The sequence below is a fragment of the Nostoc sp. genome, from assembly GCF_036919595.1.
GTDB lineage: Bacteria > Cyanobacteriota > Cyanobacteriia > Cyanobacteriales > Nostocaceae > Nostoc.
On sequence record NZ_JBALCO010000151.1, the window covers coordinates 1 to 16360 of the forward strand.

The 16360-nt window shown below is 41.9% G+C and carries 12 protein-coding genes; 7 read left to right on the forward strand and 5 right to left on the reverse strand.

Annotated elements, in window-relative coordinates; all coding sequences use genetic code 11:
* The 7 genes from V7K21_RS23125 to V7K21_RS23155 form a co-directional block, all read left to right on the forward strand.
* Positions 1-2651: hypothetical protein (locus V7K21_RS23125; RefSeq protein WP_335177531.1), on the forward strand; the 2651-nt coding region annotated here is incomplete at its 5' end.
* 38 nt (positions 2652-2689) lie between these two features.
* Positions 2690-3247, forward strand: a complete 558-nt coding sequence (locus V7K21_RS23130) for a CIS tube protein (protein ID WP_335177532.1) — start codon at positions 2690-2692, stop codon at positions 3245-3247.
* A 92-nt stretch (positions 3248-3339) separates the two neighbouring features.
* Positions 3340-5397 carry a VgrG-related protein gene (locus tag V7K21_RS23135; RefSeq protein WP_335177533.1) on the forward strand — a complete coding sequence of 686 codons (2058 nt, stop codon included), beginning with the start codon at positions 3340-3342 and terminating at the stop codon, positions 5395-5397.
* Between the two features lie 117 nt (positions 5398-5514).
* Complete coding sequence (locus V7K21_RS23140; protein WP_335177534.1) at positions 5515-5931, forward strand: GPW/gp25 family protein; 417 nt, start codon at positions 5515-5517, stop codon at positions 5929-5931.
* Positions 5928-8132 carry a putative baseplate assembly protein gene (locus V7K21_RS23145; protein ID WP_335177535.1) on the forward strand — a complete coding sequence of 735 codons (2205 nt, stop codon included), beginning with the start codon at positions 5928-5930 and terminating at the stop codon, positions 8130-8132. The genes V7K21_RS23140 and V7K21_RS23145 overlap by 4 nt, the downstream gene beginning before the upstream one ends.
* A 213-nt stretch (positions 8133-8345) precedes the next feature.
* Positions 8346-9377, forward strand: a complete 1032-nt coding sequence (locus tag V7K21_RS23150; protein WP_335177536.1) for a phage tail protein — start codon at positions 8346-8348, stop codon at positions 9375-9377.
* Positions 9378-9653: 276 nt separating this feature from the next.
* Positions 9654-10853, forward strand: coding sequence for a DUF4159 domain-containing protein (locus tag V7K21_RS23155; RefSeq protein WP_335177537.1), 1200 nt, complete (start codon positions 9654-9656; stop codon positions 10851-10853).
* Between the two features lie 388 nt (positions 10854-11241).
* Here V7K21_RS23155 and V7K21_RS23160 read toward each other — a convergent pair whose 3' ends face one another.
* From V7K21_RS23160 to pheT, 5 genes are all read right to left on the reverse strand, one after another.
* Complete coding sequence (locus tag V7K21_RS23160) at positions 11242-11499, reverse strand: type II toxin-antitoxin system PemK/MazF family toxin (protein WP_335177538.1); 258 nt, start codon at positions 11497-11499, stop codon at positions 11242-11244.
* A gap of 117 nt (positions 11500-11616) precedes the next feature.
* Positions 11617-12411, reverse strand: coding sequence for a Tab2/Atab2 family RNA-binding protein (locus tag V7K21_RS23165; RefSeq protein ID WP_335177539.1), 795 nt, complete (start codon positions 12409-12411; stop codon positions 11617-11619).
* Complete coding sequence (locus tag V7K21_RS23170) at positions 12392-12859, reverse strand: hypothetical protein (protein ID WP_335177540.1); 468 nt, start codon at positions 12857-12859, stop codon at positions 12392-12394. The genes V7K21_RS23165 and V7K21_RS23170 overlap by 20 nt, the downstream gene beginning before the upstream one ends.
* Positions 12856-13125: a YciI family protein gene (locus V7K21_RS23175; protein WP_273765426.1), complete on the reverse strand. Its 270-nt coding sequence runs from the start codon at positions 13123-13125 to the stop codon at positions 12856-12858. The genes V7K21_RS23170 and V7K21_RS23175 overlap by 4 nt, the downstream gene beginning before the upstream one ends.
* Before the next feature lie 209 nt (positions 13126-13334).
* Positions 13335-15794, reverse strand: a complete 2460-nt coding sequence (gene pheT, locus V7K21_RS23180) for a phenylalanine--tRNA ligase subunit beta (RefSeq protein WP_335177541.1) — start codon at positions 15792-15794, stop codon at positions 13335-13337.
* Between the last annotated feature and the right edge of the window lie 566 nt (positions 15795-16360).

Below are 16360 nucleotides of genomic sequence, written 5' to 3' on the forward strand. Positions count from 1 at the left end.
CACCAAAAATAAGCGCTACACCACCTGAAATTGGTGAAGTACCAGTAGTTAGCGCTACATCACCTGAGACTGGTGAAACTGTAATTGCACCAAAAATTAGCGCCACATCACCTAAAACTGGTGAAACTGTAATTGCACCAAAAGTTAGCACTGCATCGCCTGAGATTGGTGAAACTGTAATTGCACCAAAAATAAGCGCTACACCACCTGAAATTGGTGAAGTACCAGTAGTTAGCGCCACATCACCTGAGACTGGTGAAACTGCAATTGCACCAAAAATTAGCGCCACATCGCCTGAGATTGGTGAAACTGTAATTGCACCAAAAGTTAGCACTGCATCGCCTGAGATTGGTGAAACTGTAATTGCACCAAAAGTTAGCACTGCATCACCTGAGATTGGTGAAACTGTAATTGCACCAAAAATAAGCGCTACACCACCTGAAATTGGTGAAGTACCAGTAGTTAGCGCCACATCACATGAAATTGGTGAAACTGCAATTGCACCAAAAGTTAGCACTGCATCACATGAAATTGGTGAAACTGTAATTGCACCAAAAGTTAGCACTGCATCACATGAAATTGGTGAAACTGTAATTGCACCAAAAGTTAGCACTGCATCACATGAAATTGGTGAAGTACCAGTAGTTAGCGCCACATCACCTGAGACTGGTGAAACTGTAATTGCACCAAAAATTAGCGCCACATCACCTGAAATTGGTGAAGTACCAGTAGTTAGCGCCACATCACCTGAGACTGGTGAAACTGTAATTGCACCAAAAATGAGCGCCATATCGCCTGAAATTGGTGAAGTACCAGTAGTTAGCGCCATATCACCTGAGATTGGTGAAACTGTAATTGCACCAAAAATTAGCGCTACACCACCTGAAATTGGTGAAGTACCAGTAGTTAGCGCCACATCACCTGAGACTGGTGAAACTGTAATTGCACCAAAAATAAGCACTGCATCGCCTGAGATTGGTGAAACTGTAATTGCACCAAAAATTAGCGCCATATCACATGAAATTGGTGAAGTACCAGTAGTTAGCGCCACATCACCTGAGACTGGTGAAACTGCAATTGCACCAAAAGTTAGCACTGCATCACCTAAAACTGGTGAAACTGTAATTGCACCAAAAGTTAGCACTGCATCACCTGAGACTGGTGAAACTGTAATTGCACCAAAAGTTAGCACTGCATCACCTGAGACTGGTGAAACTGTAATTGCACCAAAAGTTAGCACTGCATCACATGAAATTGGTGAAGTACCAGTAGTTAGCGCCACATCACCTGAGACTGGTGAAACTGTAATTGCACCAAAAGTTAGTGCTACACCACCTGAGACTGGTGAAACTGTAATTGCACCAAAAGTTAGCGCCACATCGCCTGAGATTGGTGAAACTGTAAGTGCACCAAAAGTTAGCACTGCATCACATGAAATTGGTGAAACTGTAATTGCATCAAAAATGAGCGCCATATCACCTGAAATTGGTGAAGTACCAGTAGTTAGCGCCACATCACCTGAGACTGGTGAAACTGTAATTGCACCAAAAATAAGCGCCATATCGCCTGAGATTGGTGATGTAATTGCACCAAAAGTTAGCGCCATATCACCTGAGACTGTTGAAGTACAAGTAGTTAGCGCTACACCACCTGAAATTGGTGAAACTGTAATTGCACCAAAAATAAGCGCTACACCACCTGAAATTGGTGAAACTGTAATTGCACCAAAAGTTAGCGCTACATCACCTGAGATTAGTGAAACAGCGAGTATTTTCAGCAAAACTATTGACAATGAACAAACAGTAGAATCAGAATTTCCGTTTGCGGTAACAAATCCTGAAATATCAACCTTTGTTGACACCTCAAATAATCCAACCTCTCCACAAGAAGAGGTAAGCACACCACCTGAAGTTGAGCAAAATAGTTTACAGACACTCAATTTTAAGGAACCAGAAGAAGAAACTTCTCCAGAGACTTCGACTAAAGTCGATTCTTTTCCAGACAATTCATTACAGCCAAAAAGCGCTGGGACTCACTTACCTCAGATATCTAATTCTTTAATTCCTTCTTCTTTGGGGTTGGATATTGGAAAACAAAAGCTTTCCATCCTCGATTCTCTACAGCTTAATACTCTTCAAAAGAAAACAACTGACGTAGGTAAACCTTCACCTCAATACTCATCGCCTTCCTTAATTTTCCGACAAAAAAACCTTACCAATCACACACCTCCCCAATCGTCAAATATACCTTCTCAATGGTCAAGTGTGGAAGAATTACTAAATGGAAATAATGATGAATTCACTAGCTTAAACTTGAATGGTATAGAATCTAATAACCAAAAGTCATCAGGCTCGCCACAAGTTTTTGCTAAACACCTTCCTTCAGCAAAAGGCTTTGCTGCTGATCGAAAGGCTACTCCTACCGACATATCTAGAAGAGAAATAGAACCAGTAACTCAGACGATAGAGAATACTTATTTGTCTTCTAGAAACAATAACTCGGATGATAGGGCTTCGTCTTCTAAAAAAGATAATAAAGATGATCCTGCTGATTTGGAAGCTCTAGCCCGTGAAATTTATAACAGATTACGGCAACGGATAGAAATTGAACGAGAGCGTCATGGCCGTTACTCAGGTCGAATACCTTGGTAAATTCTCATTCAATAATTAATTTTAGGAGAAATACTCAAATGGGAATACTAGATCCATTTTCAGATATTAGTAAGCCAGATATTATTGAGATTAAAAAGATTAAATCGAGCCTTGAGAAAGCTAAACTTATAGCTTATGATAGTGGGGCTGAAGATATTGAATTAATGTTTAATCCCACAGACATTAGTTTTACTCGGACTGTGAACTGGCAAAGTCAGGTAGGTAATAGAGGAACTACTCTACTTCCTAAAGTCAATTTTTCTGGAGTTGAGCCTTACCAATTCACACTCAACCAGTTGGTATATGATACTTATGAAACCAAAGAGTCGGTGATGGAAAAGTATATAGACAACATTAAAAAAGGTGTAGAAGCTATTGAGCAAACACCTGACAGTCGTCCACCTGTTTACATATTCACATGGAAAGATGAGTATTTTTATTGTGTAATTACAAGTTTAACTTACACTTTAAATATGTTTCTCAGTGATGGTACACCAGTAAGGGCGCTGGTAGATATATCCTTGCAAGAAGTAGATAAAGTAAACCTTCCTGGAGGAATAAGTTCAGCTTCTGGAGGCATAGATCCAAGAATTTAAGAAAGTGATTAACCAAAGTTAAAAATACTAATTCATCACTACTTTGTCCTGAAAGTTTGCTTTGAAAATCTCATATTTACAAAATAATAGTTATGTCTACAGAAAGCCTTTACTTAAGCTTACTTAGAATCGAGATAGACGGAGAAAAGGTGACTGACCAATTAGTACTAGATATGTTGCAAGTCACAATAGAAGAAAGCCTTCATTTGCCAGCAATGTTTACGCTAGTAATCTATAATAGATATGCTCCGACACACAACGAACCAGAAATAAAACCGTGGCAACACGATCCGTTGTTTGAGATTGGAAAAAAAGTAAAAGTGGGCTTTTGTTCGAGTACTACTCTAGATCCTGATTTTAAAGAGGAGATAGAAAAAATACTAATTGAAGGCGAAATTACTGGGATGGAAGTTAACTTTGAGAAAGACAATAGAGCTGATATCATTGTTCGCGGATATGATTTCTCCCATCGTCTTCATAGAGGTCGTTATAATCGTGCTTTTGAGAATCAAACCGATAGTGACATATTCACACAAATAGTTGAAGAAGTAGGGATAGAAACAGGCAATGTAGACGAAAGTGGCGAAGCCCATGAGTATGTCTTCCAAGAAAACCAAACTAATATGGAATTTTTGCGGGAAAGGGCAGCCCGTATTGGTTTTGAACTATTTATGAGCGATGGGAAAATGAATTTTTGTCAACCAGAATCTGAGGGAGATTTAGCACTCAAATGGGGAGATAATATTAAGCAATTTAGAGTTCGCGTTACCAGTGCTGAACAGGTGAATACTGTGAAAGTACGTGCCTGGGACTATACTCAGAAAGAACCGATTATTGAAACAGCCACTAAAGAAACACAACTAACTGAAACAGGTAATAAGCTAGGAAGTAGTACCAGCAATGCATTTCCCAATCTTAAGTCCTCTGAAATGACTGTTGTAAATAAACCCGTTGCCAGTGCCAAAGAAGCAGAGATTATGGCTCAGGCTCTGTGCGATGAACTGGGAGGAGAATTTGTTTATGCAGATGCCCAAGCAGAAGGAAATCCTGATATTCGACCAGGACAGGTTATTAATCTTGAAAATATGGGCGATCGCTATAGTGGGAAGTATTATGTTACAGACACACGCCATTTCATGGAGGGACGGGTTTATAAAACTGACTTCAGCGTGCGGGGACTACGTTCTGGTAACTTATTCACAACTTTATCTACAGAAAAACGCTTACGCCCATCTCAGACTTTATTAATAGGAATTGTGACTAAAAACAAAGACCCAGAGAAATTGAGCAGAGTGAAGGTCAAGTTTCCAACGCTCACAGAAGAACATGAAAGTAACTGGGCGAGAGTTGTAGCTATAGGAGCAGGTTCAAACAGAGGTTTCGACTGTTTACCAGAAATAAACGATGAAGTTTTGGTAGGTTTTGAGCATGGCGACATCCACCGTCCCTTCGTCATTGGCGGGTTATGGAACGGTAAGGATGCACCATCAGAAAGTGTGGATGACTCAGTTACAGAAGCACCCAATAATGTAAAATTACGCACTTTTAAAACTCGTGTAGGTCATATTCTACAATTTATCGACGGGGAAGGCGAGTTTAGCGCAGAGGAAGACGACGAGTTTACCGAAGAGGAAGGCGAGTTTAGCGCGGGGAAAGGCAAAAGTAAAAAGCCAGGAATTAGGCTACTAACTAAAGACGGTCATCGAATATATATGAATGATGACGGTGAAGATGGTAGTATTCAGCTACGAACTAAATCACGTAATCGAATATATATCAATAATGACAGTGACCTAATACATGACTCAATAGCGATTAAAACTAAAGCCGGTCATAAAATCACAATGAAGGACACGCCCTTGCCGTTTCCAACTCTTGAAGTTAGTTCATTGGGTAAGCTGAAATTAGAAGCTAAGGCAGGTATAGAGATTTCAACATTGGCTGGAGGTATAGAGATTTCAACATTGGCTGGAGCTATAAACATGACAGCCCCAACCATTGCAGCAGAGGCTCCAACTATAACCTTGATAGCTGAGGGCGTTGTAACAGCACTGGCTCCAGATATCAACTTGATAGCCGAGGGCATTATAACAATCGCAAGTCCTTTGAATATTATGGAACCTCTTCCTGTTCCTATTCCTCCTGCTTGATCCTGCCCCTGCTCCTCTACGCCACGCCTCTTAACCTCGACTTTTGGCGAATAGGCTTAAACCTTCTGTGCGGATATCTTTAAAAATATCGATGTAACAGCTGTCTAAGTAGTAGATATGGTTTATAGTCGGCAAAAAGACTATTTAGGGACAGGTTGGGCCTATCCACTGCATTTGAGTGTGCAAGGTGGGATACAACTTAGCCGTGAAGATCAAAAAGTTAAAGAATCTATTTGGATTATCCTCCGCACAGGAGTAGGTGAGCGGGTTTATCGACCTAACTTTGGTTCGCGCTTGTCAGAACTAGCATTTGCACCGATGAATAGCGATACCTTAGTGCGAATCCGTCTTTATGTATCGCAAGCTTTAGAAGTTTGGGAACCGCGTATTATTCTCGATAAAGTTCTAACTGATCCTGACCCTGTGCGTGGCAGAATAGACATCATCATCAATTATCGACTCAAAGACAGTCCTAATATTATTAATAACTTTGTTTATCCTTTTTATTTAGTTTCAGTTGGGGAGGAGTCGTGAACTTTGACTTTCTACCAAAATTACCTTCTTCCAAGTTAGACGATCGCGCCTTCGATGATTTGGTAGAAGAGTGTATTCTGCGTATTCCTCGCTACTGTCCAGAATGGACAGACCACAACCTCAGCGATCCTGGGATTACGCTAATTGAGTTATTTGCTTGGTTAACTGACCAGATGTTGCTCAGATTTAACCAAGTACCTCGGAAAAATTATGTAGCTTTCCTAGAATTACTAGGTATTCGTCTCCAGCCTCCTGCCCCAGCCCGCACGGAATTAACTTTTTATTTAAGCGCTGTACTGCCTGAAGCCTACACTATTCCGGCAGGATTAGAAGTCTCAACTATCCGAACTGAGACAACAGAAGCTATTACCTTCAGCACAGATTCTCCTCTAATTATCGGCAAACCCCGCATACAACACTTCTTAACTGCTCAAACCAGCGAAGACATTCCCCAATCTCTGCGAGAAAGATTTGCAAGTTCGTGGACTCGTCAACCTGACGGTAACTGGACAGGTAGTGAACAACCGATATTTGAAGAAGAACCCCAGCCTGGTAACTGCTTTTATATAGCGATCAATTCTGATGATCTTTTAGATGGTAATGTTATAGATGTTACCTTTCAAGGAGCCGCAGCTACACCTACTGGTATTAACCCCAATCAACCACCTCGCAAGTGGGAAGCCTGGGATGGAGAAAATTGGCAATCAGTTTTATTGCAAGAGTCAGATGATAAGACTCGCGGGTTCAGTTTTTACGAAATCGGCCAACAGGGTGGAAACCCGTCATCTCTAAGCGCAGCTGTCCGTCTGCATTTACCGCAAAATTGGCCTGTGACCAACTTTATCTCTTACCGGGGTCGCTGGCTGCGCTGTACCTTGACTACCCCAGAAACAAATCAATCCGGTTACAATAATCCACCAAGGATTATTGGTTTAGCAGTGCGGTCAATTGGCGGTACAGTTAGAGCTAGTCACAGTAAGTTGATTCGGGACGAGCGTGTAGGAATTAGTAATGGTAAACCTGGACAGAGTTTTGAATTACTAAGTACACCGATTTTAGAACGCAGAGAAAATGAATATATTCTAGTTACACCTGCTGGTGGTTTGCCTCAGAGATGGACTGAGGTAAGAGATTTTGCTGATTCTGGGCCTCAAGACTTTCACTACACTATCGATTCTCTAACTGGTAGAATCCAGTTTGGGCCGCTGATTCGAGAACCTAACCAACTTAAACAGCAAACCCAGGTGCGATCAAGAATCCAGCAACCACTACTAGACGACACATTTGTACAAGTTAATACCCCAGAAAACAACCAATCTAAACACCAGTACGGCGCAATTCCACCCCGTGGCTCAGAGATTAAAATGGTTACTTATCGCATAGGTGGTGGGAGAAAAGGCAATGTTCAAACTGGGGCAATCCAGTTTTTGAAATCTGCATATCCATATGTTACTAAAGCGATAAATCTGAAACCAGCAATCAATGGTGCGGATGCCGAGTCACTGGAGCAAGCTGTGATCAAGGCTCCCCGCATTCTCCGCACGCGCGATCGCGCTGTCACAGCTGAAGATTTTGAAGTATTAGCTCAACAGGCAGGGAATGGTGCGATCGCTCGCGTCCGCTGTTTGCCAGCGAATTCTCAAAGACAAGCTGGTATAGTTAGTTTAGTGATAGTTCCCTATGCAGATACAGATGCGATCGCTCAAGGCAATGGGATGGCACCAAAAGAGTTTGCTCTCAGTAATGCACTCGAAGAGCAAATTTTGAGTTACTTAGATGAAAGACGATTATTAGGGGTACAAATAGAATTACAAGAACCAAATTACGTAGGTGTTTCTGTGCAGACAGAAATTGCTTTGGAGCCTGCCTATAACAACCCTTTTGCCAGAGAAGAAATCCTCCGGAATTTAAGGGTATCGCTGTATAAATATTTAAATCCATTAACTGGAGGAATGGACGGCAAAGGTTGGCCATTTGGGCGACCTGTTTATACATCGGATATTGTAGCGTTACTGCAACAAACCCCAGGCGTGCGTCATTTAGGACCCGTCCTGCTGTTTCCCATCCGCAAGCAAGGAGAAAATTGGAGACGACAACCATCGCCAGAACAATTGATTGACCCAGGATCGGAAGGTTTGATATGTTCTTGGGCTGATAGCAATCTACGTTCAAATCACGATATCCAGATCATTAATCGCTGATGCAAAATTGGATAGTTAATATTGTTTTAAATTTCTGGAACAGCATTTAATTAACCACAGAGGCGCAGAGAACACAGAGGAAGACAAAAAGCGGAATTGGGTAATCTTGCACCGGGAACAAAGTAATCCAAAATCGTTGGACTGAGCGTAGTCGTTCGCGTAGCGTTCCGCAGGAAAGTCCAAAATCTAAAATCCAAAATTGGTAGAGGAGTTATGGTTCAAAGTCGCTCTAGTCCATCTGTACGCATTCAATTAACGCCAATGCAAATTCCCGAAGCTTTACCTGCCACAGGTAAAGCATTTGCAAATGCGGAAAACATGGATGTAGCTGGACGTAGTTTACTCTTGCATCCTGGGCATCCAAGCGAGATGATTGTGCAAGTGCAAAACTTAGAACAGCGTCCTTTGCGGGTGAGCTTAAGCGTTGACGGAGATTTTCCTAACGAGTGGTGTCAGATTGGCACAGAAGGCAGTGAAATACCACCTCGCGGGCAAATGGATGCTGTCCTCTACTTCTCAATTCCCAACACATTTTTTGAAGACCAAGAAGCGATCACTCCTGGAAAAAAAGACAAACTAACTCTCAATTTTCGCAGCTTAATTACTCTATATATAGACCGAGGCACTGACAACGAACAAATCGAGAGAAGCGAGTATTTTGATTTATATATCCGTCCCTACACTGCCTACATGGAATTCTTGCCAATTTTGTATCGAGAAGTGGACTTTATTGGTCGCTTCATGAAGATATTTGAGCAAGCTTTTCAACCAGTAATTGACAGTTATAACGTCATGTGGGCAAACCTCGATCCCTTGACAGCACCGCAGGCGCTACTACCCTTTATGGCCCATTGGGTTGCTTGGCAAGTAGATTCAGTTTGGGATCTCCAGCAACAGCGGCGTTTAATTCGCCGAGCTGTAGAACTTTATCGCTGGCGGGGAACTAGGAAAGGATTGCGTCTCTATTTACATCTTTATACTGGTTTACCGCTAGACGAAGATTTAGCTAATGAAGCTGATAAACATATTAGTATTACAGAACCTTTTGGCCCAAGTTTCATTATCGGAGATGCACAATTAGGAAATGCAGTTTTAGCAGGTGGACAACCATATCACTTTCTAGTGCGTTTGCGTTCAAACATTTCTAGTGGCATCATCAACGAAGAACTTATCCAAAGAATTATAGAACAAGAAAAACCTGCTTTTTGCACCTATGAACTATCTATCGAAAATCCTTCTAATTAAATAATTCGTAATTTTTAATGACGCTCTCTACGAGACGCTATTGCTAGCTTGTTTCTTTGCTGGAGTACACGGACTCGCTACCGCTACGCTAAGGTAATTCGTAATTAACTAAGTAAAATTAAATTGTAAGGTGTGTTATCGCTGAGAGTACGGCATCATTAATAATTAAAGGTGCGTTAGCCTTTGGCATAATACACCCTATCATCTTAAATAGGTAGTATTGTTTAAAATTCCTAAAACAGACTTTTAATCTAAAATCTAAAATCCAAAATTGCTATGTCTCATCCTTTCCCGCCCCCACCAATTAAATCCTTTGAACGCCTGCAAGCCACAGATGGATTACTAATCAATGCTGAACGCTGGCGCACAGCCCATAATTACCACCGTAATCGGCAAAATGCCCAATATCAAAGTTTAAATCAACCAGGAATTGTCTGCGGTTTAGGCGTCCGAGATGTGACTGCCCCAAGCCAAGTTGAAGCTAGATATCGAGATGGACGTTGGGTGCAAATTCAACCTGGTATTGCAATTGATTTAGCAGGTAATCTAATTGTTGTACCGACTTCTTATGATTTTCCAATTGATATAGAAGTAGCAACTTCTGAACCAATCATGATCTACTTAGTAGTTAGCTATGTAGACCCTGATGATTTGCGGCGTGGACAGCAAAGAGATATTGTTCAAGAAACTTATCGAATTGACCAAATAAACTCTACACCAGGTAGTTCAGAAATAGAAATATGCCGGATACTTCTGCAACCTGGACACACTGATATTAACCAACCTGCGGATGCTTTCTTTCCTGGATATAACAATATTGATTTGCGTTATCGCCGTCAGGCACAAATGCGTCCCCAAGCACTTGTGTGTATGGCGCAGGCGAATCATAGTGATCCCGAATGTGCGCGTAATTTTTTCAGCCTTTCTTATTTGTTACAAGCAGTAGAACCCCTATATCCCAGTTTGCGAGGGGCTGATGAACCAGGTCAGGTTTCTTTAGGAGAAAATATCCAAGACTATGACATACTTTATCTGACAGGTGGACAGGCCATATCTTTAAATAGTCTCGAATTTGAATCTCTAAAAAATTACTTAAATTTAGGTGGTGTGCTTCTCATTGATGCACCAATAAATGCTACTGCTCTAATTGAGAGTACTCAAGCATTAGCACAACAGTTAGATAGTCCTTTAAGACCTTTAGAAGAATTGCAACGGAGTCATCCTTTAAGGACAAAACCTTTCTTATTTGCTGCTTTGCCAATGGTTAATCAACAGCAGATTAAACTGTTAATTGGTGGAGGAATTATTTTAGCGATTGGTGATTTAGCAACTGCTTGGGGACTGGATAGAGATTTGAGTTTACCTAGATTGACCATTCGTACAGCTCAGGAACTCGGAATTAATATTCTTCATTTTGCTTGGAAGCGGCGACAGTTGATAGGTTTGCAACAGGAAGATAATTCAGGGCAGTGGTAAAAACCAAGTTAGTAGAGTGGGCATTGCTTTAAATAATATTGCACCTATTCCACATTTTTTTGGCAATGCCTACCCGATAATATCGAGCGATCGCACCCTTACACAAATCGCAACTTAGCACATTAGCACAAGTCTACGATTTTAAAAATAAAGACTCCATCTGACGATATTCACTTCCCATGCGAACAACATCAATCCCATCATCTTCTTTTTTAACTAATCTGTAGAATGCGGGTTAATATATCTATGCAGAAGATTCAGTCTATTGATTTATTTTCCGAAAATTAATACACGCAAATATATAAGCAATATTCTGATTGCAAGGCTAATTACAGAAAAGCGATCGCTTTCGCCTTACTATAATCTCTATTCTTATTCTTTAACATCCTTAAACCACAAATCCCAGAACTACATTTAAAGCTGTACGAATAAGTTTCCAGTATTCTAACTCCAGCACACCCACCAAACCCAAAATACGACTATGGTCAACAGCACGAATTTGCCCAACATCAATAAAACGGTCTTGGTCTAGTCCATTATTTGGTGTTGTTTTCACATTCACAACGTAGGGGGGTTGTTTACTTCCGGGCCGAAATGGCATGACAATTGTCAGCAACCCATACTGATTCATGATGTCATTTTGCACAATTAAGCAAGCAATGATAGTAAAGCGTAGATGGGTAGAGGCTTGCCGTCAGACATAGCTTTAGTCTATTTTTTTAGCTATAGAAATTAAGCGGACAAATATTTTTGCCAATCAGTATCAATCTTCTGCCCGCAATAACCAAAAGCCGCTATAAGTCATCCCGGAATCATCTGGTTGCACTAACAAAAAATGCAATCCTCGGCTTTGCTGTTTTCGCTGTTGATATGTTTGGGCTGCTGTTCTAACTTCTAAATCTTCAAAAGTGGCAACAATCCACCTATCTACCAAGCCAGCTTCTAGTACCAAGCCATCTGGTGCGCCAGATATATAGTTCAATGCTACAGGATGGGCTTGCTGCAACCACCGTGCTAGGCGCATCGATTGGCGTCCACCATAAATTACCACACCTGGGACGGGCACTGTTGACGCCAAACCCAAGTTGATGGGTTTCAAAAATTCTGGGATGTGCAAAATAGGAATGGGGCGATCGCTAAATCTGGTTTCCACATCACTAGCAGCCAGAGTCGCAAAACGCCATTTTTCTCCCCAGAGGTTTTCTGGTAATGGTGCTGGGGGTGATTTATCCAGTGCTGAGGGATACTGCTTCTCCTGCAACCACTGCTTTAGTGCCAAAGTGTGGCGGGTAGGTTCGATCTTTATACTTAAATTGCGTCCCGCCGCCTCAATTAAACTTAGAGACTGAGGACGAAACACCTGAATCATATCTGGCAATTTTTCACCAGCAGCCAATTCAAGTTGAGTCGCAACCCAATTAGAATTTGCTGCTGATTGGAGACAGGTGGCTTCATACTCAAAGCTGCGAGTTGCGTCACAAATCAACAACTCCCATAAAATTTGTCCAGATGCATCTTGTAAGGGACGACGATAAAAATCAGCCTGCCAAATTTTCATACGCTGGGAGTCGGAAGAGGTGGGGAGTGGAGTTCAAAGACTCATTCACGAGTATAAAAGACTCGTCAGCGAGTATCAAAGACTCATCGGCGAGTATAAAAGACTCGTCAGCGAGTATCAAAGACTCATCGGCGAGTATTAAAGACTCATCGGCGAGTATCAAAGACTCATCGGCGAGTATCAAAGACTCATCCGCGAGTATCAAAGACTCATCCGCGAGTATCAAAGACTCATCCGCGAGTATAAAAGACTCATTCACGAGTATAAAAGACTCGTCAGCGAGTATAAAAGACTCATTCACGAGTATCCAAGACTCGTCAGCGAGTATAAAAAACTCATTCACGAGTATAAAAGACTCGTCAGCGAGTATCAAAGACTCATTCACGAGTATAAAAGACTCGTCAGCGAGTATCAAAGACTTATCCCCTATTCCCCATACCAAATTCAAAAAGCTTGAATCCACTCTTTGACAGAATATTCAGTCCAGATGCCATTTTTCCAGTAAGGGTCATTTTCAATCAACTGGCGCACGGTGGTTTCGTCTTCAGCTTCGTAAATTCCAAAAACTTTCGTAACATCTTTGGTGGGGCCAATAGTAATCAGCACACCGGATTCTTTCTGTTTTGCTAATCCGTCTAAATGAGCTTGACGGTGGGGGACGCGTTTTTCGAGAACGTCTTCGCAGTAACTTCCCCAGACTACATATTTGGGCATGATTCCTTGTTACTCCTACTGGTTAATAAGATATTATGCCAAGAGTTTGAGTCGATCTCCTTCTAAAAGGATGTTTGAAAAATCATGATTGATGTATCAAATATTTTTACCCCACCCTAACCCTCCCCTTGCAAAGGGAGGGAACTAAATTTTCCGGTTTCCCCCCAATACATCGGGGGGATTAAGGGAGGTAAGAATTTAATTAAAATCTAACTTCTCAGGTTGACGCCGAATTTTTCCACCAAGGCTTCACGGACTTTATTATGTACTGGTTCAACTTCAGCCTCAGTGAGAGTGCGATCGCTAGCTCGATAAACTAAGCGGAATGCTAAACTCCGCTGTCCTTGGGGGACATTTTCGCCCCGATATTCATCAAATAATTCCACTGATTCGAGCAAATCTTTACCCGCTTTGGTAATTAGTTTTTGAATTTCGGCAACTGAGATTTTCACGGGTGCGAAAAAGGCAATGTCGCGATCGCTAGCTGGATAAGTAGAATAGGGCTGGAATGTTGGAACGAGCATTTCATCTTGTCCTAGAGAATCTAAAAGCACATCTAGATCCAACTGGAAAACATAAACGGAATTTGGTAAACCTTTTTCTCGTCGTAATTGGGGATGGAGTTGCCCAAAAATACCCAGGCTGTTACCCTGAATCCACAAAGAAGCAGTGCGTCCTGGATGTAAGCGATCGTCGCGGCGATCGGGTTGAAATTCTACTTGCAAGCCAAGTTGCCGAAATACACTTTCTAAAATGCCTTTGGCTTCAAACCAGGTGATGGGTTCTTCGCGTCCACTTTTTGACCATTTGCCAAGGGAAATATCCCCTCCCACAATCCCAGCAAGGGCTTCTGTTTCTTGCAAGCCGTCTTCTTCTCGCCAGAAAATTTGCCCGATTTCAAAGCCGTTAAGGGCACCATTACCCTGCTCTAAATTGTATTGAAAGGCGTCAATCAACCCAGATATCAAATCGTTTCGCAGCGCTGAATATTCGACAAATAACGGGTTTGACAGTACTATCTGTCTGTCTTCTCCTGGTTTGACTAAAGAATAGTGGATTAATTCTGTCAACCCTTCAGCCCGGAGGAAAGCTCGTAACTTGCGAATTAGTTCCTCATCTAAAGGCAGATAACCAGCTTCCGCTTTTTCTGGTAAAGTATCGCAGAATTTGTTATAGCCATAAAGACGGGCGATTTCTTCAATTAAATCAATTTCTCGCTCTAAGTCGCGGTAACGATAGGGTGGCACAGAAACTGACCATCTGGATTGATGGGTGGTATCTTCTCCTGGAACATTGTCTGAAGGAGTCAACTGACATCCTAATGCAGTCAGGATGCGCTCAACATCTTGTTCTTGGAGTTCACCTGTATCCTCTCCCAACTCGATTGGCCCCAGTATCTGATTAACTCGGTCTAAACGCAGTGCGATAGAACGACGCCAGGTAGACGGATGGGGGCGGGTGTCGGCAATTTCCTGCTGGACAAGAATTCCACTAGCTAATTCGCTAATTAAGGATAAGGCGCGGCGATTAGCTACTTCCAACTCAGCCCGGTTAACTCCCCGTTCATATCTGCCAGAAGCTTCACTTCTTAAGCCTGCACTCCGGGAAGAACGGCGAATTGCCACAGAATCAAATAAAGCTGCTTCTAAAACTAAACTTTGAGTCCCTTGATAGACTTCTGTTTCTTCCCCACCCATGACTCCCGCCAGTGCAACGGCTTTGTCGTTGGCGGTAATTAACAAATTTTGGGATGCTAGGGTGCGAGTTTGTCCATCCAGGGTTTTGAGGGATTCTCCATGATTGGCGAAGCGAACGCCGATGGTTAAATCGCTACTTGCAACAGATTGTAGGCGACTCAAGTCAAAGGCGTGCAGTGGTTGTCCCCATTCCAACAAAACGTAATTAGTAATATCCACTACATTACTTATGGGACGGACTCCAGCAGCCCGCAAACGCTGTTGCAGCCATTCAGGAGATGGAGCGATTTTGACCTGTTCAATTACCGTACCAATGTAGGCAGGACAAGCTTGGGTATCGGCAATTTTTAAAGCTAAATTTCCGGCATTTTTGGGAATAGAGACTTCACCCGGTTCAGGAATGCTCAACTTTCCACCCGTCAAAGCTGCTACTTCTCTGGCTACGCCTACCATACTCAAAGCATCAGCACGATTAGCAGTTGCGGTAAGGTCTAAAATTACATCATCTAGACCCAACAACGGACGCACATCACTACCCAATGGTAAATTTTCCTGAGTAAAAATATGAATTCCGTCTACATCGGTGGGCAAACCGAGTTCCTTTAAAGAACAAATCATCCCCTGAGATGCGACACCACGCAGTTTCGCAGGTTTAATTTTTAAATCGATGTTGGGTAAGTAAGTACCCGTAGTTGCCACTGGCACATAAATATCTGCCTTCACATTGGCAGCACCACAGACAATATTTAAAGTCTCATCTGCACCGATATCTACTTGGCAAACACTCAATTTATCGGCGTTGGGGTGGGGTTGACGCTCAAGCACTTTCCCAATAACCACACCATTTGCCCAAGTGCGGCGGTCTTCAATCTCTTCTACCTCAAACCCTGCCATTGTCAGGGTTTCGGCTAATTCTTCTGGACTAAGTTTTATCTCTACTAGTTCGCGCAGCCAATTTAGAGAAATACGCATGGAGTGTGATTATTTTAGGAATCGTCTTTTGTTCTCATTTTAGGGTGCCTACTAGCGATCGATGGCTATTCGTCCTGCAAGGCGTACCCTTTCACTTGAACAATCCTACTACGTTAGATTAGCAGAACAACGTCTCTTCCTAATCTTTTCTTGGCATCTTGGCTTCTGTGAATGTGGGAGATATGTTTTAGCTAACTATATATACTAGCTCGCTTATTTGCCACTAGTTTATAAATTTTGGAAAGAAAGAAGTTAACAGCATCAGCGATCGCAGAACTTGAATCTTTAAAACTCGATAAAACCTCATAAGTAATATTTTGTCACTCTAAAAACTACAAGAATAAAGCTTCACTCTTTTTTGTAGTGTAACTGCATTCTATTGTAGTACTCAAAAGAGGTAAAATTGCCCTGTTTTAGCCGAAAAATTACTGCAAAAACTGCCTCTAAAGCATTGAACAGAAGAATTATTGGGCAATTTTTCTGAAATCTGCCTAAACAATATCAAAACAATGGCCAATCCAATCTAAACTTTGTTCATTTTAAATGTAAATCTGATTTTGTATAGT

Bases quoted from the DNA above. Each gene is read 5' to 3' on its own strand.
- V7K21_RS23130 (WP_335177532.1), top strand. From the start codon at position 2,690: ATGGGAATACTAGATCCATTTTCAGATATTAGTAAGCCAGATATTATT.
- V7K21_RS23135 (WP_335177533.1), top strand. From the start codon at position 3,340: ATGTCTACAGAAAGCCTTTACTTAAGCTTACTTAGAATCGAGATAGAC.
- V7K21_RS23140 (WP_335177534.1), top strand. From the start codon at position 5,515: ATGGTTTATAGTCGGCAAAAAGACTATTTAGGGACAGGTTGGGCCTAT.
- V7K21_RS23150 (WP_335177536.1), top strand. From the start codon at position 8,346: ATGGTTCAAAGTCGCTCTAGTCCATCTGTACGCATTCAATTAACGCCA.
- V7K21_RS23155 (WP_335177537.1), top strand. From the start codon at position 9,654: ATGTCTCATCCTTTCCCGCCCCCACCAATTAAATCCTTTGAACGCCTG.
- V7K21_RS23165 (WP_335177539.1), bottom strand. From the start codon at position 12,411: ATGAAAATTTGGCAGGCTGATTTTTATCGTCGTCCCTTACAAGATGCA.
- V7K21_RS23175 (WP_273765426.1), bottom strand. From the start codon at position 13,125: ATGCCCAAATATGTAGTCTGGGGAAGTTACTGCGAAGACGTTCTCGAA.
- pheT (WP_335177541.1), bottom strand. From the start codon at position 15,794: ATGCGTATTTCTCTAAATTGGCTGCGCGAACTAGTAGAGATAAAACTT.